Origin of the sequence: Acetobacter sp. UBA5411 (genome assembly GCF_002409645.1) — a bacterium.
Taxonomy (GTDB): domain Bacteria; phylum Pseudomonadota; class Alphaproteobacteria; order Acetobacterales; family Acetobacteraceae; genus Acetobacter.
Genome location: NZ_DHNR01000039.1, coordinates 32,128 through 49,123, shown reverse-complemented (window position 1 = coordinate 49,123; position 16,996 = coordinate 32,128). Strand labels below are relative to the sequence as shown.

At 59.7% G+C, this 16,996-nt stretch carries 17 protein-coding genes; 9 read left to right on the top strand and 8 right to left on the bottom strand.

What is annotated here, in order from left to right:
• Positions 1 to 17: 17 nt before the first annotated feature.
• The 8 genes from B3759_RS13590 to B3759_RS13555 form a co-directional block, all read right to left on the bottom strand.
• A complete protein-coding gene (locus B3759_RS13590; protein ID WP_291366620.1) occupies positions 18 to 554 on the bottom strand; it encodes a hypothetical protein in 537 nt (178 codons plus the stop codon).
• Positions 551 to 1,546 (bottom strand): thiol:disulfide interchange protein, encoded by a 996-nt coding sequence (locus B3759_RS13585; RefSeq protein ID WP_291366618.1) that lies wholly within the window; start codon positions 1,544 to 1,546, stop codon positions 551 to 553. The genes B3759_RS13590 and B3759_RS13585 overlap by 4 nt, the downstream gene beginning before the upstream one ends.
• A 58-nt stretch (positions 1,547 to 1,604) precedes the next feature.
• Positions 1,605 to 2,015 carry a hypothetical protein gene (locus B3759_RS13580; RefSeq protein WP_291366616.1) on the bottom strand — a complete coding sequence of 137 codons (411 nt, stop codon included), beginning with the start codon at positions 2,013 to 2,015 and terminating at the stop codon, positions 1,605 to 1,607.
• Between the two features lie 14 nt (positions 2,016 to 2,029).
• On the bottom strand, positions 2,030 to 4,327 hold the full coding sequence (locus B3759_RS13575; RefSeq protein WP_291366614.1) for a DotA/TraY family protein: 2,298 nt from the start codon (positions 4,325 to 4,327) through the stop codon (positions 2,030 to 2,032).
• 55 nt (positions 4,328 to 4,382) lie between these two features.
• Positions 4,383 to 5,909, bottom strand: coding sequence for a hypothetical protein (locus B3759_RS13570; protein ID WP_291366612.1), 1,527 nt, complete (start codon positions 5,907 to 5,909; stop codon positions 4,383 to 4,385).
• Position 5,910: 1 nt separating this feature from the next.
• Positions 5,911 to 7,104, bottom strand: a complete 1,194-nt coding sequence (locus tag B3759_RS13565) for a hypothetical protein (protein ID WP_291366610.1) — start codon at positions 7,102 to 7,104, stop codon at positions 5,911 to 5,913.
• A gap of 571 nt (positions 7,105 to 7,675) precedes the next feature.
• Entirely contained in the window at positions 7,676 to 8,044 is a 369-nt protein-coding gene (locus B3759_RS13560) for a hypothetical protein (RefSeq protein ID WP_291366608.1), read from the bottom strand.
• Positions 8,045 to 8,092: 48 nt separating this feature from the next.
• Positions 8,093 to 8,476 carry a hypothetical protein gene (locus B3759_RS13555; protein ID WP_291366606.1) on the bottom strand — a complete coding sequence of 128 codons (384 nt, stop codon included), beginning with the start codon at positions 8,474 to 8,476 and terminating at the stop codon, positions 8,093 to 8,095.
• Positions 8,477 to 8,660: 184 nt separating this feature from the next.
• Here B3759_RS13555 and B3759_RS13550 point away from each other — a divergent pair, with 184 nt between their 5' ends.
• From B3759_RS13550 to B3759_RS13510, 9 genes are all read left to right on the top strand, one after another.
• The gene (locus B3759_RS13550; RefSeq protein ID WP_291366604.1) at positions 8,661 to 9,401 is read left to right on the top strand and encodes a helix-turn-helix domain-containing protein; all 741 of its coding nucleotides are present in this window, start codon (positions 8,661 to 8,663) and stop codon (positions 9,399 to 9,401) included.
• A gap of 248 nt (positions 9,402 to 9,649) precedes the next feature.
• Positions 9,650 to 10,558, top strand: coding sequence for a hypothetical protein (locus B3759_RS13545; protein WP_291366602.1), 909 nt, complete (start codon positions 9,650 to 9,652; stop codon positions 10,556 to 10,558).
• 168 nt (positions 10,559 to 10,726) lie between these two features.
• Positions 10,727 to 11,500 carry a hypothetical protein gene (locus B3759_RS13540; protein WP_291366600.1) on the top strand — a complete coding sequence of 258 codons (774 nt, stop codon included), beginning with the start codon at positions 10,727 to 10,729 and terminating at the stop codon, positions 11,498 to 11,500.
• Positions 11,501 to 11,619: 119 nt separating this feature from the next.
• On the top strand, positions 11,620 to 12,249 hold the full coding sequence (locus B3759_RS13535; protein ID WP_291366598.1) for a DotI/IcmL/TraM family protein: 630 nt from the start codon (positions 11,620 to 11,622) through the stop codon (positions 12,247 to 12,249).
• Between the two features lie 8 nt (positions 12,250 to 12,257).
• A complete protein-coding gene (locus tag B3759_RS13530) occupies positions 12,258 to 13,217 on the top strand; it encodes a DotH/IcmK family type IV secretion protein (RefSeq protein WP_291366596.1) in 960 nt (319 codons plus the stop codon).
• Positions 13,214 to 14,488, top strand: a complete 1,275-nt coding sequence (locus B3759_RS13525; protein WP_291366594.1) for a DotG/IcmE/VirB10 family protein — start codon at positions 13,214 to 13,216, stop codon at positions 14,486 to 14,488. The genes B3759_RS13530 and B3759_RS13525 overlap by 4 nt, the downstream gene beginning before the upstream one ends.
• 68 nt (positions 14,489 to 14,556) lie before the next feature.
• Positions 14,557 to 15,879 (top strand): hypothetical protein, encoded by a 1,323-nt coding sequence (locus B3759_RS13520; protein WP_291366592.1) that lies wholly within the window; start codon positions 14,557 to 14,559, stop codon positions 15,877 to 15,879.
• A gap of 7 nt (positions 15,880 to 15,886) precedes the next feature.
• A complete protein-coding gene (locus B3759_RS13515; protein ID WP_291366590.1) occupies positions 15,887 to 16,423 on the top strand; it encodes a hypothetical protein in 537 nt (178 codons plus the stop codon).
• A gap of 101 nt (positions 16,424 to 16,524) precedes the next feature.
• Positions 16,525 to 16,995 (top strand): hypothetical protein, encoded by a 471-nt coding sequence (locus B3759_RS13510; protein WP_166317409.1) that lies wholly within the window; start codon positions 16,525 to 16,527, stop codon positions 16,993 to 16,995.
• Position 16,996 lies beyond the last annotated feature (1 nt).

Genomic DNA, 16,996 nt, shown 5'->3' with positions numbered 1-16,996 from the left:
TCCGCCCCTCTTCGTTTTTATGACGTTGAGCGTTTTGGCCAAAGCGTATCTGCACTGGTAATAAACGCACGAACGCTGCCTGCCCGTCGTTCGCGATAAATCCAGTTTTCCCGCGCCGCTTCCAGTACGAACATAGCGAGCGCCGTCCAGAACGGCAGGAACTCAAGGGCTGTGACAAGAAGCTGCCTGTTCCAGTTCCAGAACAGCGCGACGTACAGCCACGCTCCTAACAGGCACAGCGAAAGACCAATGCCAGCCAGTGTGCGCCAATAGGCGGCATTTTGCTGCCGCGCGAGAAAGATTTCGACGGCCAGGGGAGTCACACCATAGGCCGCAGCCGTTGCGACCACGTCAATCCGCTCGTCAGAGAGTCGAACCCCATCCCGTGCGCCCCCACGTCGTTTGAGCAGTTCGTAAAGCCCGCTCACCAGACGTGCCCCCCCTCTGACGTCGCTCATGGAGAACGGCCGCACCGGGGATCGAGCGAGAAAACCAAGGGAACGCAGGGCGCGTCCTCGTGACGGCTTCGACGTCGGTTTATTTTCGGTCTTCATTGCCCGAGCTCCGCAAGGAATGCGTCAACATCACGCGGCACACCATCAAGGCGTCCTGCGGTTCCGTCTTTTTTGCGCCAGAAGAAAGTAGGAGTGCCGGTAAGAGATAAGGAGTGTGCAACAGTCATATTCTGATCCAACGCCTCCTTTGCGGTCGTGGATGTCTGGTCGAGATGCGCCCCAAGCTGATCGTTCATCCAGTCGCCGACCATGGAACTCGCGGGTCTCCCCACCATGGCAAGCGCGTAGCGGGTGCTGGCTCCGGCGTCCTCATAGTCGAGAAGAGACAGGGGGACGACCTTCAGACGCAGCCGGCCACGATCGACCGCAGGCTGGAGAAGACGCATGGCGCGTACGGAGAAACTGCAGCGCGGGTCGATAAACATCACGACCTGTGGTGCATCGGCGGCGCCGACGTCGCCTCCATGGATCTGATCGGCAAGTGGTTGGGACGCGCGCATTGCTCCACCGTCAATTCGCACGCTTGGCACTGCGCCGGGAATAAGGCGGATCTGCTGGCGGGTAATATTTTTACCCTGAGCGTCCCACAGTGTTCCAGCTATCGCGCCCTGGCCATCTGGCGTCGCGTAGAGCACCTGAAAATGCGGGCCGTTTTGCACAAACATGCCTTTGAGACCAAGCTCAGGCGCGAGATCGTGGGCACGCTCGGTAAGCGCCGTGCGCAGGGTCTGATAAGGCACAGGGACAACCGTACCTCCAAGGACGTAGCGATGGTCAGGATCGGTGAAGAAGATCATCACCTGATCTGTCTTTTTCGCTATCCCAACCTGTAACCCGAAGCGCGGCGTTTCCCATGTCACGGCCGTCCCGTTGCCGACCAGGCGTTGGAACGCATCGCCGGTCGCGTCTGCCGGAACGGTCGCCGGGGGAGTCCGAATATCAGGAGCGGCGCATTGCGCCTGTTGGGCAAAGCTGGGGCTTACGGAAAGAAAGGTGCCGGCGACGAGAGCACCGGCTAAAAGACATCGCATTGTGGCTCTCCGGAATATTTCCGAAGAGCCTAGGGACAGACCCTGCGACTAGGCTGACTTATTTCTCGGACGTTTTGTCGGCCGGAAGAGGCCCGTATAGGGCGTGATACCGCTGGAGCTGCGCTTCCGCGTCGTTGGACCAGGCACGCAGACGAGAATGGTTTCGCTCCATAACTTCGCCATACCGTTCCCATTCAGAAACGCGAGCGTTCCGCGCCGCCAGTTCAGCCTCCAGCTCGGCGATGCGAACCTTCTGACCGGCAGCATCAGACGAGTATTTCGCTAATTCGTGGCGTAACCCGCTGATGGTTTCGGTAAGCGTTGTTCTTTGCCTGAGAAGCTCATCGACTGCCTCCTCATAGGTCATTTCTCCACTCGAACGCCCGTTCAAATGGTTCCGCCACTTGTTAAGCCACTCTTGTTGGGATCCGGCCATTTGGCCAAGAACATATCCGGTCAGCATACTCATGGTGGCTCTCCCTATTAGCTGATCTTTGCCATGGTCGTGTCTGAGCCCGACCTTATAGAGGAACTGGTTCCCTTGGGAAGCATCTTGGCGGACGCCTTGCCGGCAGCGGCAGGATCAAGAGACTGCTGGATTGTTTTCAATGCTCCCGCCATCCCGACCACCGCTGCATCGCGCGAGAACTGGTCTATGTCCACGCGGTCGGCCATGTGGAGCCCGATCATCGCCGGAACACGCTCCGGCAGAATGGAGATCAACCGGAAGCAGATCATGGCCAACGTCACATGAACCATGACGTTGAGGCTCAGGAGAACCACCAGTCCCAGAAGGTTGGTAATCAGCCAGCCTCGGGAGAGAACAAACCCTGCCGCCACGCCAAATGTTTGGTGAATCAGCCATGCCGTTGCATCGAACACGTAATAGCCGAGGAAAAGACCGAACAGCATAAGCGTCGGCCGAAACACGACATTGAAGATCAACGCATAGCCAGCTCGGGCGTGACCGTGCAGCCCTTCGCCGGACATGGTCATGTGAGCCAGCATCCACAATGGCACCGCGATCATGGCCTCGAACACCATCACCAGCCATCCGGCCACGGCGGCCATCCACATGACCCATGGGATCATCGGCAGGATGAACGCCAGTGTGAGGCCGGGAATCAGAAGCGCAAGACAACCCATAAAGATCGGCGTGGAGAGAAAGGTGACGACCGCGTGGCCGATACCGGCCGCAGCCGCGCCTTCAAAGTTCATGGTCAGGATCGAGCCGACCTCCATGAGCGCTGTTCCCGTGTCCGACCCCATGAGGGCCGCCGCGGCCATAGCACCGAGGGCGGTCGTTATCATCCAGTTGCCCAGGCCCATCAGATTGCCAAACGGATCGGTCCAGTAACCATCGGAGCCGGACGGTTCGATGAACGCCATTCCGGCCTGAAGCACGGAATCGCTTAGATGAAGCGAGCGTGCGATCTGCGAAAGGACGCCCGATCCATCACCTGTCGGCGTGATGCCGCCATAAAGATCGCCGTTTCCACCCGGTGCGTTCAACCCGTCCTGTGTCGCAACCATATTCTTGATGTTTTCGACAAAGATCGAAGCCGAACGCATGATCGGTGCGATGTCTCCCTTGAGTGCGTCACCAAGACCGGAGAAGCTGGGGCCGGTCACAGTGGGCGTAGAGGCCATGAGCGAGAGCGTCTCGCCATTAAGGCGGGCGAACTCAAGATAATAGGCTCCCGCTCCTGTCCAACCGAGGGAATCAAGCTGATCCTTCGTGCTCGTTGAATCGCTGCTGGTCGAGACGCCCCAGTCCTGAAAGCTCTGGGTGCGTTTAACGACCGCAGACTGCACCTGCGAGCGGACGCTGGCCGCCTTGGTCGTCAGGCGATTTGTGTAATCATTGGTCGCCGTCGAAATGATGTTGATAAGAGGGGCAAGCGAAGAGGACTGGCGGGTGTTCCAGTAATTCTGCACGACCTGCAGAACCGGACCGCGAATGTCACTCGCCAGCACACTATCAAGGACGTCCTTCTGCATTCCGGCGGCATCGACCGTGACGCCAAGAACCTGTGTCGAAGCCTGCGGTGCGTCGATCGTCACCTGTCCGCACACCGGAATCCCGCTGCCTCCCACCATATTGTAGTTGTAGGTAATCAGTCCCGTGCTCACCCCCAGCTGCGTAGACACACTTATACCGGTGGGCGCCGGCACCAGATTCGCATTGTTCGAGGCGAGATTGACGAGATCGCGGCACATCTCTGCGATCACCAGACCGCTGACCGTGGTTTTCGTGCCGGGAACGATCGGCGTGGCGATGACCTTCCCGTCCGGCCCAATGGCTTGAACGGCGGACGCATAAAGCGTGCGGGCCATACCGATCCCCCATAACGCGCCCTGTTCGACCACGGCCTGTCCCGCGTTGAACCCGCCGTCGATCGGAAACATCATGATCGCTGCGAAGCACATCCGCACGATGCTCATGGACGTCTGATTGGAGCCGAGAACCTGTGACGTCTCGGCCGAGCGGTGAGTGTTCATCATAAAGGCGTAGGTCACATAGGCCATGGCGAAGGCCATCACCATTCCGGAGAACTCCCCGAGCATGGTGCCAATGACACTGGCCTCTGTTCCGGTCGAAGTCGTTCCTGACGAGCCAAATACGGGAAATATCGAGCGGATAACCGTTGCGGCGAAGTCATCACCGGGATCGAGCATCGACCAAGTGACGTCATAGCTCTTATCAGAACTACTTGACCCGGTGATGGACTGAGCGTGAGCCGTATGAAGCCACGGCAGAAGGCAGAAAGCCGCGCCCATCAGGACTGCGGCCGCTCTGCCTCTCCGAAAAAAAGAAGGATACATCATGTGGATCTCACGGGCTCGGGCTGGCGGAAGCGGACGGTGACGGCCGAATGAGGTTCGCGGCGAGCGTCACGGCTTTCTTGACGACTTCACGAATCTTCTCGCCCATGGCGTCCAACATGCTTTTTCCAGGCTCCTTTCCCGGCACCTTCCCGGCTTTCTCGCCCACTTCCGCGTCAAGACCCTGGAACTTCTGGCTCAGTTCGGCACCGGTTCCTCGCCGGGCGCCCACGTCTTCAACCTTGGCGCGATGGTCTCCATACGCGGCCACGGCGTCGCCGGCTTCCTTGAGCTGCGCTGCAAATGCCTGATTGTTGGCCTGCTGCTCACGAAACTTTCCATGAAGAGCCTCATAGCGTCCGCCCGGCTTCATGCCGCCCAACACGGCATCCATTCCGCCAGGATCGTTTTGTGCCGCGCTTGATATCTCCGCCATCACCGTCGAGGCCGGTGCCTGCTGCAAGGCATCGAGGGCGCGTGTCGCTCGCGCACCCCAATGCTCCGCGCGAGCGACGGTTTCGTTGTCCTCGCGAGCGACATGGTGTGCGGTCTGTTTATTGACCTTCTGCACCCAGGCGGGTGTCATGACTTTCTGCTCGGGCGTAATTGTGCTCGGTCGGATCGCGTCGAGGATGCGGCCAAAGACGCCCGGACCGCGAACAACAACGGTTGGCTGCTCCTTCTTGTCCAGCTCGTCCGCTTCGGGTGTCTTTGCGTTGTCCCTGTTGTTCGCAGAGGTGTTCTTGCTCGCTGCCGTATCCGCTTTGGCTTCGGGCGTTGTCGCTTTCTCCTGCGAGGAAGGCTGCTCCGAGGTTGCGCGCGAGGTCGGAGCGTCGGTTGGAGGCACCGCGACCTGTTCGTCACCGGGTGCATGAGAAACGCTCCCACCACCGGGTGACGCATGAAGCTTCGTATCGTGATCGGGATCGTGCGGGGGCGCTGTCTCGTGTGGCTCGGTTGGTGCTGGCGGCTCGTGCGGTGCGCTGGGGTGTTCAGATCCAGCTTCAGAATGCGGCTCGACCGGCTCAGGCGCGGTCGCGCTTCTGGGCTCGTGGGCGACGGCACCCTGCGAAAGCCGGGGCGATTGCGCGAGATCGCGCGTTACAAGCCCAACCGCGTGCTCGATTTCAGGATTATCGCGCTGATCGCGGCCCATGCTCGCCGTGTCATGCGCAAGCCCACGGATCCGGTCCACCATCGGCTGTGAAGCAATATCTGGCGTCTGACTGAGAAGGTGCGCGACCTCGGGCACCTCGAGGCCGGGCATGGTCACGCCGCGCATGTCCATCTCCGGACGCAGGGCATGATCCTTGGGAAGAACCGGGCCGAGGACACGTTCGGCATCCTGCAGGGCCTGGCCGACACGGGTGCGGAACTGCTCGCTGCCCCGCTCCTCGGGATCGCTGGATTTGCGCGCCAGTGTGTCGATGGTCTGCACCAGCTGCGGCGCATGTTTCTCAAGCTCGGGGCGCACGCGGTCGAGGTGCTGGAAGACCTCCTTGATGTCGGGGATCGTGGCCGTCTGGGTCTCGGACATATCAGTTTCCTGACGTAATTGCGGGAGATGGGAGGGGGGTAAGTTTCTGGCCGAAGGTCTGCTCTTCACGCTGGGCAACGGTTGTGGCCTGCAGCGTGGTCTGGAACAGCTGGAGCCGGTAATTCTGAAGCGCGAGGTAGTTCGCCTGCGCCTGCTCGATCGCAAGCTCACGCAGCACACTGGTGGGCGGCATGGTCTGGATCTGAGCGTTCCATTGCACGCCCGAGACACGGCGGTTCGCCTCAAGGGACATGGCCTGTAGCCACGACCCCTTATCGGCGACCGTGATCCCTTCCGCCGTCATCTCAGTTTTCTGCGCGTCGGTCAGAGGCACGGACGGGATCTCAAGTGAGGTGACAAAGTTCAGGACGTATCGCGCCAGCGACATACGGCCGTTGTAGGCGCGACGACGCAGGGCGGCTTCGCGTCCCTCGGTGGTGGTCAGCTGCTCGCCACGCAGCGCTGCCGGGGCTACCGGCTGGATCACGGTGGTCGCGTAATCGTTGGCCGCATCCACGGCACCGTCGGCCGAGAGGGTGTCCTGACCGAACAGAGACCGTGCCCGTTGATCGGCGTTGGGCAGCCGGGACAGACTGGAACAGAGACCGGCGCTTACGTCATCCTCGGAACAATAGCGCCGCGCATGGAGCGCCATACTTGCGCCCACACCCTGAGCCTTACCGTAGTAGGACGGCGACCCCGGCCCCGCCTCTCCCCGATTGTCGGAAACAATGGCGATAGCCTCGGTGGACGTGCGTGCGGCTTTGGAGGCCGCGATGATCCCCTGCTGCGCGTCGAGCGTCGTGCAGAACTCAGGGTTCATCATGTGCTGGTCGCGGATCTCGGTGTCCTGCTGGCGTCGCAGAAACTCCGCCATGGCCGTATTCGAGGCGTCGGCAATACGTTCGCTGGCCGCGATGCCCGCCTTATCGTAATTTGAAAGCTGATTGATACCTCTACTTAAAATATTAGCCAGCGAACCGGAATTCGTCATGTCGGTGAGGTTGTCATCCAGTGTCTTCGTTAGATTTTTTGTCATGTTACCAATGGCGGTGCCCGTGAATTTTTGTAGGGCTTGGACCGCTGCCACTACGGCTGCCTCGCCAATGAAAGCTTCAGCCTTCTGTGGAAGTAGTGCTACCAGACTGGCACCAACAATCATGCAGACAAGGGGCTTGAAAATTGGTGTTTTCATTAGAAGAGCCCGCCTGACGGGTTCGCGTCCGAATATCCGGTAGGAAGCTGAGGGACGCCGTTGTTGTAATAATTAGTCGAGCCGGTGCCGACGCCAATCGAACCTAATTGAGGACCGTCTCCACCGAATGTGAGAGATGGGCACATCGCCCCCCCACCGGTATCCAGTCCAAGCCCGAGGTTAACTCCGTTCAGACTCAACCCACACTGCTGCACGCTTCCGACTGTCTTGTTCCACGCAGACTGTGTGGCGCTACATATTTGATTTTCTAAATCGGACAGAACTGAGCCGATGGTGTCTTTCGGACTCAGCATACTTGAAATCAAATTTAAGCCGCTTGCGTTGAATATGCTGTTCAAGCAGCTCAAGCTACCAACAGATTCCGGTTGCGTTTCGTAAGAGTTATTCGCGTTGATCCGCCCGTCCATAGCGGTCGCAGCAGCTTGGGTCAGAACTGCGCAGTTCGCGCTTCCCTGGGTTGTGGTAGCGGTGGTCGTCGCCGAACTTGTCTGGGCATGACCCGTCAGCGGCCCGAAGGCCACAACGGCAGCCACCAGTAGCGCCAGCCTCTTCATTCGGATGCCCCCCTTTTCTCCGCGACCAGCACATCGCGCACGAGATCGAGCCGGGACGGCGCAAAAATCGCGTCGTTAAGAGCAACCCTCTCCATGTCGGCCGCCCAGCGGCGTAGACCGGCGTCCGCTTCAATCGCGCATTGCATCAGGCTGGCGCTCGTGCCTCCCTTGCCAATGGCCTCCTCAACGAAGGTTCTGCGTTCCGCACTAGGAAGCTCCACAAGCAGTGACCGGGTATGGTTCAGCACCGTGGGATCGCCTGACGGATCTGAAGTGTGTCCGTTTTGGGCACACAGGGCGTCCGTCACACCGGTCAGTGCAAGAGAGATGTTTGGGGGTGTTGGGGCCTCGACGGGCTCATTCATGACGACCTCCTGAAATGGGCAGGACCATTCCAGCGCATCGGCGTGCGACTAACGGGATTTGTTTGAGAGAAAATCCACGCGCCCTGATGTGAAACGAACGGTGCTGTCGGTTGCCTTCGCGACATCAGACAGAACCGTTGGCCAAGGGCGGCCTCCCTGCCAGTTCACGTGTCGTTCCGGATCCACGCCCCGACCGAACCCCACGCTTATTCTCGCCGGCACGATCTGCCGTGCCGCAAAGGCGAGGGGGACGTCGCGACCAAAGCCGCGGGCCAATGGAACCGCAGGGCGCATGGGTATCTTAGGGGCTGCAAGCGGCTCGGATGTGACAGGTGCGGACACGGGGAGTGAGACGGCTGGCGGCTCAGTCGCCGTCTGCGACAGGGCGGGAGGCATACCGTGTAAATACGGCACAAGAACAAACGCAAACATGGGGACTCCTCATCGGACGTTTACCCATCGTGACGCATGATCGTGCGACTGATCTGCCGTTATGTGTTGTCGTTTCCCTCGCGCACCGGTCTCGTCTATCAAGCGGGGACACGTGCATCATGCACGCGTAATCAGCGCCTGCTGAGAATTGAACCGATAGCTGTGAACGAGTGAGAAACCCGAGATGCAGGCAAAGAATGACTATTCATCCGTCTTCATTGACAGATTCGCGGAGAAATTACGGCAAATACGCGCAACACGAGACTTAACTGTTCTAAAAATGGCGATGCTTACCGATATTCAACCCAGTGTAATATCGAAAATTGAAAATGAACAAAACACGTCATTTGAGACCTATCACCGGTTAACTACGAAGCTTCAAATAGATATCACCGATATTCTTCCTGTTATTCCCTTCCCGATCGACCCGTTGCCACCACCTCCAACAAAACAATACTTCGATGGCGTTAAGCATCTTATTGCGTCGCTAGCGGACTTGCAGCGTCAGCTCCCGGTCGCCCTGGCAGCAATGGAAACATTTCGCACAAAGTATGAAGCCGCTGTTGAGCCCCGGATTCCTGATGTTCGACGATCAGCAATTCACGTCGCACTAGGAGAGCGGTTTCGAATGATAAAGGAGATTCGTGGTTACACCACGTATCCTCAACTCGAGGCCGTCACCGAAGTGAAGAGGGGGACACTCCAGATGATTGAAAGAGGCTTTCGTAATCCCGGAATGGACGTGTTGATCGGAATCAGTGCTGCCCTGCGGGTGCATCCGTCCATCCTAATCCCCCTCGCGCCAGAACACCCTGCGGAGCTGAAACCATACATCATAGCATCTAATCTATCGCTAATCATGGATAAGCAGGAGGCGCTTAGTAGCCTTGAACGTGACATAGGAGATGTGCAGGAGCTCATTTAGAAAATACGCAAACCCCATAAGATCGTCATATTATCGTTGCATCTCCTATAACGTGCATGTAGTTTCCGGGAAACGCCATAAGCGCTTCAGGGGGAACCTTCATGCACACTGTCCATGCTGTCTCGGGAACATACGCCTTTCCCGCAGGTGTCTTCCCGAGCCTATTGAGTCTCGATGTTCCTTCTGAAAGACATAACCTTTCCTTAGACGCCTTACGCCCCGACCACTGGCGGACCTTGGCGACCGGAATGGCTGAAAAAGGCGTCAACGCGGCGTATATCTGTGCCGCGCTGTCATTGAACCGGTTTGAACTCGATGCGTTGGTGCGCCAGGCTGGTGTTTCCCTTAACCGCTCCACGCTTCCGACCCATCAGAGCAATCACAGTTGGTCCTTCGGAGACCTCGCTCGTCTGACACGCCAGTGGCTCGCTGGAACCGCCATCAAAGACATCGCATCTTCGCTAGGCCGAACGGTACGCAGCGTTAAATCCAAGCGCGGCGCACTTGGACTGCCCCCGCGCCTTTCGTCCACTTGGAGCGAAGCTGATACGAGTTATCTCGCGCAGGCGTGGGGTAGCGGCACCCCAATCAGGGTCATTGCGACAGTTCTCGGCCGTACAGTACGAAGCGTCTCAGGGAAACGACGCCGCATGGGGTTACCTGCAATACCCGGGACAATTCCGAGCGATCCATCTGTGGTTCTGACATGGGAACAGGCTTCGCAGCTTACTCCCGACGAACGCTGTGGCCGACGCTGGATGGTCAAAGATTCTCCCAGCCAGATTGTTGTCGGCTTCAAGGCCACACGCGGCGCGCGGAAAACGCCGATGGTCAGCGCCTGGACACAAGAAATGGAGAACGAACTTGCCTATCGGCATTTCGCCAATCAGGCCCCAGCCGCCATTGCCGAGGCATTTCTTCTGAGCGAACGCACCATTGTTAGTCGTAGTTCGTGGCTTCATCTGCCACGTCGTCGCAAAAAGGAACTTCGTGCCGATTACGATCCGGCGCTCGCACCAGTGCGGATCGCCGAACTTGATTATATTCAGCGGGAATGCCTTGGAAAGGCGGGTTTCTTCTTCTGGACGACCCGCCGTAACGGACGTCGTATCAGTCGCCGTCACCAACAGTCCCGAGTCATGCGTAGCGCAGTTTAAGCGCCACACGTTTCTATTGTCGCCGTTCGCCGTATTATTCGAAGTCCCTGTCTGCAGACCATCGGTCGATCATCCGGCTGTTTTGTAGCAGTTTCGGTCATCCGGTCGTCGGGATACGAAGGCATCGCATGTCGAGAGCGAAGAGACGTATCCGAGCGAAAGAGAAAAATGCAGGCCGAAAAGGAGGCTGGGGAACGGTTCTATGCCGTTTTTTCCGACCGATTAAAGCAACTGCGGACCGGGCAGGATATGCCGTGGGGACGTATTTCATCGTTAACAGGACTTGAGATTCCCGATCTGATCCGCATGGAGGAAGGCCGCCCCTTTCATTACGGAAAATATCGACAGTTTATGGACGGGCTAGGGCTGACATTCGCCGAAATCTCGCCGACAGGCATCTATTTCACCAGTCCATTTCCAGACGTCGGGAACACGAAATGGGGAAGTGATGTTGCGCGACTCGTGGACACGCTCGCCCCCCTGGCTGCCGGCCTTCTGAAATGCCATGATGGGATCGAAGCCTTCCGCAAGCGCCACAATATGCTCCACCATACCGAGAGGGCCGATCTCAGGCGCAGGCCGGAGATGATTGAGCTGGGACGCTACCTCACGACATGCGCGATGTTGCGCGGCACCGAGTTTACCGATCTTCATGACCGGATCGGGATGAAAATTCCCACTCTCGCCCTTCTCTCGCGTGGCCTGAGAGATCCTTTGATGGGCACTCTTGCCCGGATCGGATCGTGCCTTAGCGCGCCGATTGATTGTGTGGCGCCGACAAAGGCCAGTCCATCAGGACGTTTTGCCCAGGGTCTCATCGTCCATTACATCCAGACACTGGGCCAGATTGCGGGGATCATGACCGGGGTTCCCGAAGTGACGGCACAGATTGAAACCCTGATGTCTAGCTCACAACCTTTCGGGCCTCGGACCAGCGGATAAAAAAACACGGTCAGCGCGTACAGTCGCACGCGCATCGATCAGTCTCGGGCAGCATCACGTAACCCGAGGCTGACCGATGTTTTTTCTTCTCGCATACCCGCCAATCGGAGCCGTCTGACATGGGACGGCCTTCCGACTCACTCACTCGCCGCCTGAGCGATCCTGACTTTCAGGGCAAGGTGGTCGAACGAAGCCTGTGGTTGAATCTCGTCCAGGGCGGGGTCAATGTTCTCGCCATTGGCCTGCTTCTGCATGCCTGGGCCACTCGCCCCGCCCCACGCTACTTCTTTGTCGATGGCGTGGGGTCGCCCCGCCCGGCCATTGCGCTCGACACCCCCGTTCTCGGGCAGCGCGATTTCCTGTCATGGGTGCTGAAATGGTCTCTAGCACCCTACAACATCAACTATCGTGACTACGCGACACAGCTTAATGTCGCCGGCAGTCATTATACGATCGAAGGCTGGCAGTCCTTTGCCCAGGAGTTCGTCAAGCAGGGGAACCTCGCGAAACTAAAGGAAGCCAAGCTGCTGTGTTACGCACAGCCCACGCGCGCGCCGACGATTAAAGACGAAACCATCGTGAACGGTCAGCGACGCTACGTCGTGCAGATTCCGTTCGTGCAGACCTGCGAAAACGTCAATCAGGAGAATACTCAGACCTTATTGGCCACCGTTACGGTCACGCGTGTCGATGATCCCGATCACCCCGATGGATTGGCGATTTCCCAATTCGTCGCACGCCCGATGTGAGGACCGCCATGCGAACATCCCTTCTCGTGGCGGCAGGCATTGCGCTCGGCGTCACCACAGGCGCGGCTTACGCCCAGCCTGCCCCCGCCCCTTCCGATCAGCCCTCGCAGGACGATCAAGATCGCGAAGCAGCTGCCGATGACGCCATTCCACTGAGCCCCAAGATGATTCTTGAGCTGGGTCACCGCATCAAGGCGGCCGAGCGGGCCAAGGAGCAGGCGGCGACCGAAGTGGCAACGCCCAACAACCGCCCTGCGATCCGCGTCTCTTTCGCGCCGGGCCAGCAGACCAGCCTGATTTTCACCACCAAGGGCTACCCGACTGCGATTTCATTTGTGGACCGCACGGGCGCGCCGTGGCCGATCGCCTGGAACACTAACGGGCGTTCGGCCAATCCCGACGGTGGCATGAACTGCTCCGACACCAAAGGTGGCGGTGGATCTCCGGCTGTGCAGACGATGGGCTTTTACACCTGCGTTCCCGCGAAAGGCTCCAATACGCTCAACATCGAGCCTCTCTCCCTTGTGCCCCGTGGCGGCCTTCTGGTGACACTCAAGGACGCTCCCAAGCCGATCTCGTTCCTGCTCGTGGCAGGACGCGGCACCTATGACGACAACCTCACCATTAGGGTCAGTGAGGATGGACCCAACGCCAAAGCCGATCTCAACACGCAGGAGAATGCGCCAGGCACCGCGCAGCCGTTTATGAACGCCATGCTTTCCGGCATCCCGCCCGCATCGGCTGTTCCACAGTCGATCGAGGGGCTCTCGCCCGATGAAGCCAGAGGCTGGCGGATTGGATCGGAGATGTATCTGCGCACCCGACTGAAACTGATGACGCCCGCGTGGGATAGTTCCGAAAACGGCGAAGATGGCTACACGCTCTACGCTTTTCGTCAGACCCCCTACATCCTGCTCTCTGCGTCCGGCCGCACGGTCTCAGCCGCGCTGAAGGATATGAACCAATGAAACTGCGCCTTCCCAACATGAAAAATCTGTTCTCGCACGCGAGCGCAGGCGGCAACCGGCGCATTTTCGGAATGGCTTTTGTGCTGCTCTCCGTCGTGGGCATCGTGGTGTGGATCGGCCTGCGTCCGCACCGGGTGGAGATCAAATCGGAGCCCGGCCGCGCCGCCAATATCAGTGCGTTGCCGGGCGGCACTCACGACACGCCGCTGCAGGAGAAAATGCGCAAGGAAGACAACGAGAAAAAGGCCGCGCAGGCCGAGCACGAAGGGCGCTCCTGGGGGCCTGATATTGCGCCCGGCAAAGTGGTCCATCCCGATCCCGAGAAGGCGGTTGCCGCTACACCGCCCCCGGTGCCGCAGGAAGTTGGCTACAGCCAGCCAATCCCTGCACCAGCCCCTGTCGGCCCGCACATTGTAGCGCAGCCGCCGCCCGCAACGATCCAGACCGATCCCGCTTATGCTGCTCCGGTGTCAGCGGCGACCGGACAGCCCATGACCGAACAGGAGGAAAAGGAGGCCACCGCGCGCAGGGGGCGTTATCAGCGGGCCATAATGGAACTCGGCGCGCAGATTGTGGGCACGCCACCTGTTACCGTCGTTCAGGATCTGGGCGTGGTCGTCGCCGATAAAGGGGATAGCGAAAAGAAAGATGCGGGTCAGACAGCCCACCAGGACAGTTCATCGGCAGTGCCTCGCGGGGCGCGTGACGAAGCTCATGTCATCATCCCCGCAGGGCGAGGCGTTTACGCGCATACAGTCACGGCGACAGACAGTGATCTCGCAGGCGAGATCATTCTCGAAGCCGACAGTGGCCCGATTGCCGGTGATCGGCTGGTCGGAACTGTGAGCCGGGCGAGCGGACACGAACAGCTTCTCGTCGTGCGCGTCAACAAGATCATGCACAAGGGCAAGACACTCAATGCCAATGGGTTCGTGGTCGCACCCGGAGACATGAAAGGCGGCGTGGCCACCAGTGTCGATCCGCTGGTATTTCAGCGATTCATCCTGCCTGCGGCGGCAGCTTTCGTGAACGGCCTCGGTCAGGCCATTGAACAGACGTCCAACACGGAAGGCAGCTACAGCGCGCTTGGCAATCTCAACTACGTCCAGCGTCTGAACCTCGGCCAACAGATGGGTGTTGCAGCCGGAACGGCGGCCGCTGCCGTGCAGAACTCCGTCACACAGGACATGCCCACGCAGTCACGCATCAATCTCGCCGCGAATGTCAGCGTCGGGGTGATGTTCGAGGATAATGTCACCGACAAGCAGTGACGATTTTACACTCAGTCGCATGACAGCGCGCGATCCTTCGGTCATCACCCACCCGAAGGATCGCTTCCATGAGCCAGACCCTCGCATCTCTTCCACCCGAAAACGAAGACGGCCGGGGCGTTGTCAGACGCCTCCATCCGTTGCCAGCCCCTCCCTCGTCTGATCCCGAGCCTCGTGGCGATATCACGCCGTCCGAAACGCTGGAGGCGACAGAAGGCGAAGAGGATGCGGACCACCCGCAACATGCCGAAGACGAGATCAACGCGCCCGACGACGCGACGACGGTTGCCGAGACCCACGCTCCGTCCTTCATTGAAGGTCTCAAAACGGGTGTTCTTGAACTTCCCACTCGTTTCAAAAGCCTTTCACGGCGTAATCAGATCCTCGCGGGGTGTGCCGGGATTGTTGTGACCCTCGGTCTCGTCTCTGGGGTTTCGCATCTGACGCATTCGTCTGCGCCGGCTCGGGGCGGCCAGGAAGTCGGTTACGCCGATGCTCCGCCGCCAGTGCCTACGGCCGCGCCCCATGCGTCGCCCGCCCCGCAGGACGCCCCAGCCAAACCGGCCGCAACAGCGGATGAGCACAATCCATCATCGCCCGCAGCTGCGTCTCCGCCTGCCCCGACCGACGCGCCCCAGGAGCCGGGGCTCTCCACTCCGGCGCAAAGCGCCAACGCGCAAGCGCCGGCCGATGATCTCAGCGCCATGCTGGCGCTGAAAAAGCCCGAGCCTGCGCCAAAGCCCGCCCCCGTGGTCGCCCCGCCTGCCGGCCCCACTGCGCAGACCGTGCCCGCCCCGCCACCAGCGGCACCGGCGCTCGATCCGGTCCATATCGCCGCCAGTCTGCAGGCTGCACCGATGAGCGATGCACAACAGACACAGGTGCTCGGGCTCGTCACCGAAGTAGCGCATCTGGTCGAACAGCAGCGTGAGGAACTCGCACAGCTTCGCGCACGCCTCGACATTGAGGAAAAGGCGACCCACGACACCGACCACGATCTGACCCGCAGGGTCTCTCTCCTTGAAGCGGGCGCGGCCGTGCGCGACGCACGCGCCCCACGAAGCGAGGCTGGCGAGACCCGTCACGATGACGTGGATCGTGCGCGCAGCGCCGTCGCGTCCGCGCGACACGACCCCGAGAGCACGGACGACGCGCCCCGTGAGGCCGCAGGCGCGCCTGTCTCCGCGCGTCCGACCTGGACCCCGCGCTACCGCATCGTGGCAGCGTCTCCCCAGCTTGCGATGCTTGAAGACACCGCAGCACCCGATGGCGAAGTCGTGCGTGTCGAAGCCGGACCGGGCACGGATCTGCGCGGTCTCGGCCGTATCCTTTCCATCAGCCAGAAAGGCACGGTCTGGGTGATCCATACTGCCCACGGCGACGTTTACTGAGGTCGGCATGGAAGGGCTCGTCAACCTCACAAACGATCTGGCGCAGGCAGGAAGCTGGCTTCTGCCGACCTTCTGCTATTTCGCGGCCATGTCGTGTTTCATCGGGGCGCTATGGGGGTTTTACCGATACGCGACCCCGGATCTAAACCCCAATCGCACACGCCCATGGGTACCGTGGGTGCTTCTGGTCATGACCGGGGTGTTTATTTCGTTCAACGTCGTGCTCAGCAAAAGCCTCGTTTCCGCAGGAAGCGACATCAGGGCTACGCTGAGCGATCAGGCCACATCCTACGACAGTACGTCGGGAGACCTGCTCTCAGGCACCGGTCCGAAGGACGCGATTCTCGTGATCGTGACCGATTTTGCCGCGTTTTTTCAAGTATTTGGTGCGTTCTCATGCTTCTTCGCGGTCGTCGCATGGATCGCTGTCGTCAAGGGGCGCGCGCAGCGCGGGTTTCTCAGCTGCGCCATTCAATACGTGTTTGGAGTCATCCTGATGAATCCCGTCCAAGAAGCGAACTGGCTGCTGAGTTACTGGCCCTGAACCCGTCTCGAAAAAAAAATCTCGCGGTCGCGTTAAGTCGCACGCAACGCCGCGAGGATGTTGGTCAGAGGGATTGGCCCTCGATATGGAGACATTTTCTTATGCACACACGTGAAGACAACACGTCCGCCGTTTCGGGGACGGCCCTCGCCATTGCTGCGCAGCCGACGCCTGCCGCAAGCGGCCTCGGTCCGCTGAAATATGCGATGCTCGGTCTCACGCTTCTGCCGATGGCGTTCGCGTCCGCCGCGCATGCCGCGACGGGTTCCTCGTCGGGTATGGGCGCCCAGATCCAGAACATGGCCCAGGAAGGTCTGGACGCCGCAGGCTTCGGCTCATCGGCTGCCCTCTACGGCATGGCGCTGATCTTCCTGATCGCGGGTATCTTCTGCTTCTACAAGAACTCCAAGGAAGACACGCGCCGTCCGGGTTTGATTGCGGGTGGCGTCATTTGCTTTGCGATCATGGGTATCTCGGCGTCGGGTCCGAGCTGGATCAACAAGTCCTCAAACACAGCGACCAACGGGAACGCCGAGATCGGCACGACCGCCAAGTCCTATCAGTTCCAGTAAA

Coding starts and splice junctions, on each gene's coding strand:
- B3759_RS13590 (WP_291366620.1), bottom strand. CDS start 554: ATGAAGACCGAAAATAAACCGACGTCGAAGCCGTCACGAGGACGCGCC.
- B3759_RS13585 (WP_291366618.1), bottom strand. CDS start 1,546: ATGCGATGTCTTTTAGCCGGTGCTCTCGTCGCCGGCACCTTTCTTTCC.
- B3759_RS13580 (WP_291366616.1), bottom strand. CDS start 2,015: ATGAGTATGCTGACCGGATATGTTCTTGGCCAAATGGCCGGATCCCAA.
- B3759_RS13575 (WP_291366614.1), bottom strand. CDS start 4,327: ATGGGCGCGGCTTTCTGCCTTCTGCCGTGGCTTCATACGGCTCACGCT.
- B3759_RS13570 (WP_291366612.1), bottom strand. CDS start 5,909: ATGTCCGAGACCCAGACGGCCACGATCCCCGACATCAAGGAGGTCTTC.
- B3759_RS13565 (WP_291366610.1), bottom strand. CDS start 7,104: ATGAAAACACCAATTTTCAAGCCCCTTGTCTGCATGATTGTTGGTGCC.
- B3759_RS13560 (WP_291366608.1), bottom strand. CDS start 8,044: ATGAATGAGCCCGTCGAGGCCCCAACACCCCCAAACATCTCTCTTGCA.
- B3759_RS13555 (WP_291366606.1), bottom strand. CDS start 8,476: ATGTTTGCGTTTGTTCTTGTGCCGTATTTACACGGTATGCCTCCCGCC.
- B3759_RS13550 (WP_291366604.1), top strand. CDS start 8,661: ATGCAGGCAAAGAATGACTATTCATCCGTCTTCATTGACAGATTCGCG.
- B3759_RS13545 (WP_291366602.1), top strand. CDS start 9,650: ATGGCTGAAAAAGGCGTCAACGCGGCGTATATCTGTGCCGCGCTGTCA.
- B3759_RS13540 (WP_291366600.1), top strand. CDS start 10,727: ATGCAGGCCGAAAAGGAGGCTGGGGAACGGTTCTATGCCGTTTTTTCC.
- B3759_RS13535 (WP_291366598.1), top strand. CDS start 11,620: ATGGGACGGCCTTCCGACTCACTCACTCGCCGCCTGAGCGATCCTGAC.
- B3759_RS13530 (WP_291366596.1), top strand. CDS start 12,258: ATGCGAACATCCCTTCTCGTGGCGGCAGGCATTGCGCTCGGCGTCACC.
- B3759_RS13525 (WP_291366594.1), top strand. CDS start 13,214: ATGAAACTGCGCCTTCCCAACATGAAAAATCTGTTCTCGCACGCGAGC.
- B3759_RS13520 (WP_291366592.1), top strand. CDS start 14,557: ATGAGCCAGACCCTCGCATCTCTTCCACCCGAAAACGAAGACGGCCGG.
- B3759_RS13515 (WP_291366590.1), top strand. CDS start 15,887: ATGGAAGGGCTCGTCAACCTCACAAACGATCTGGCGCAGGCAGGAAGC.
- B3759_RS13510 (WP_166317409.1), top strand. CDS start 16,525: ATGCACACACGTGAAGACAACACGTCCGCCGTTTCGGGGACGGCCCTC.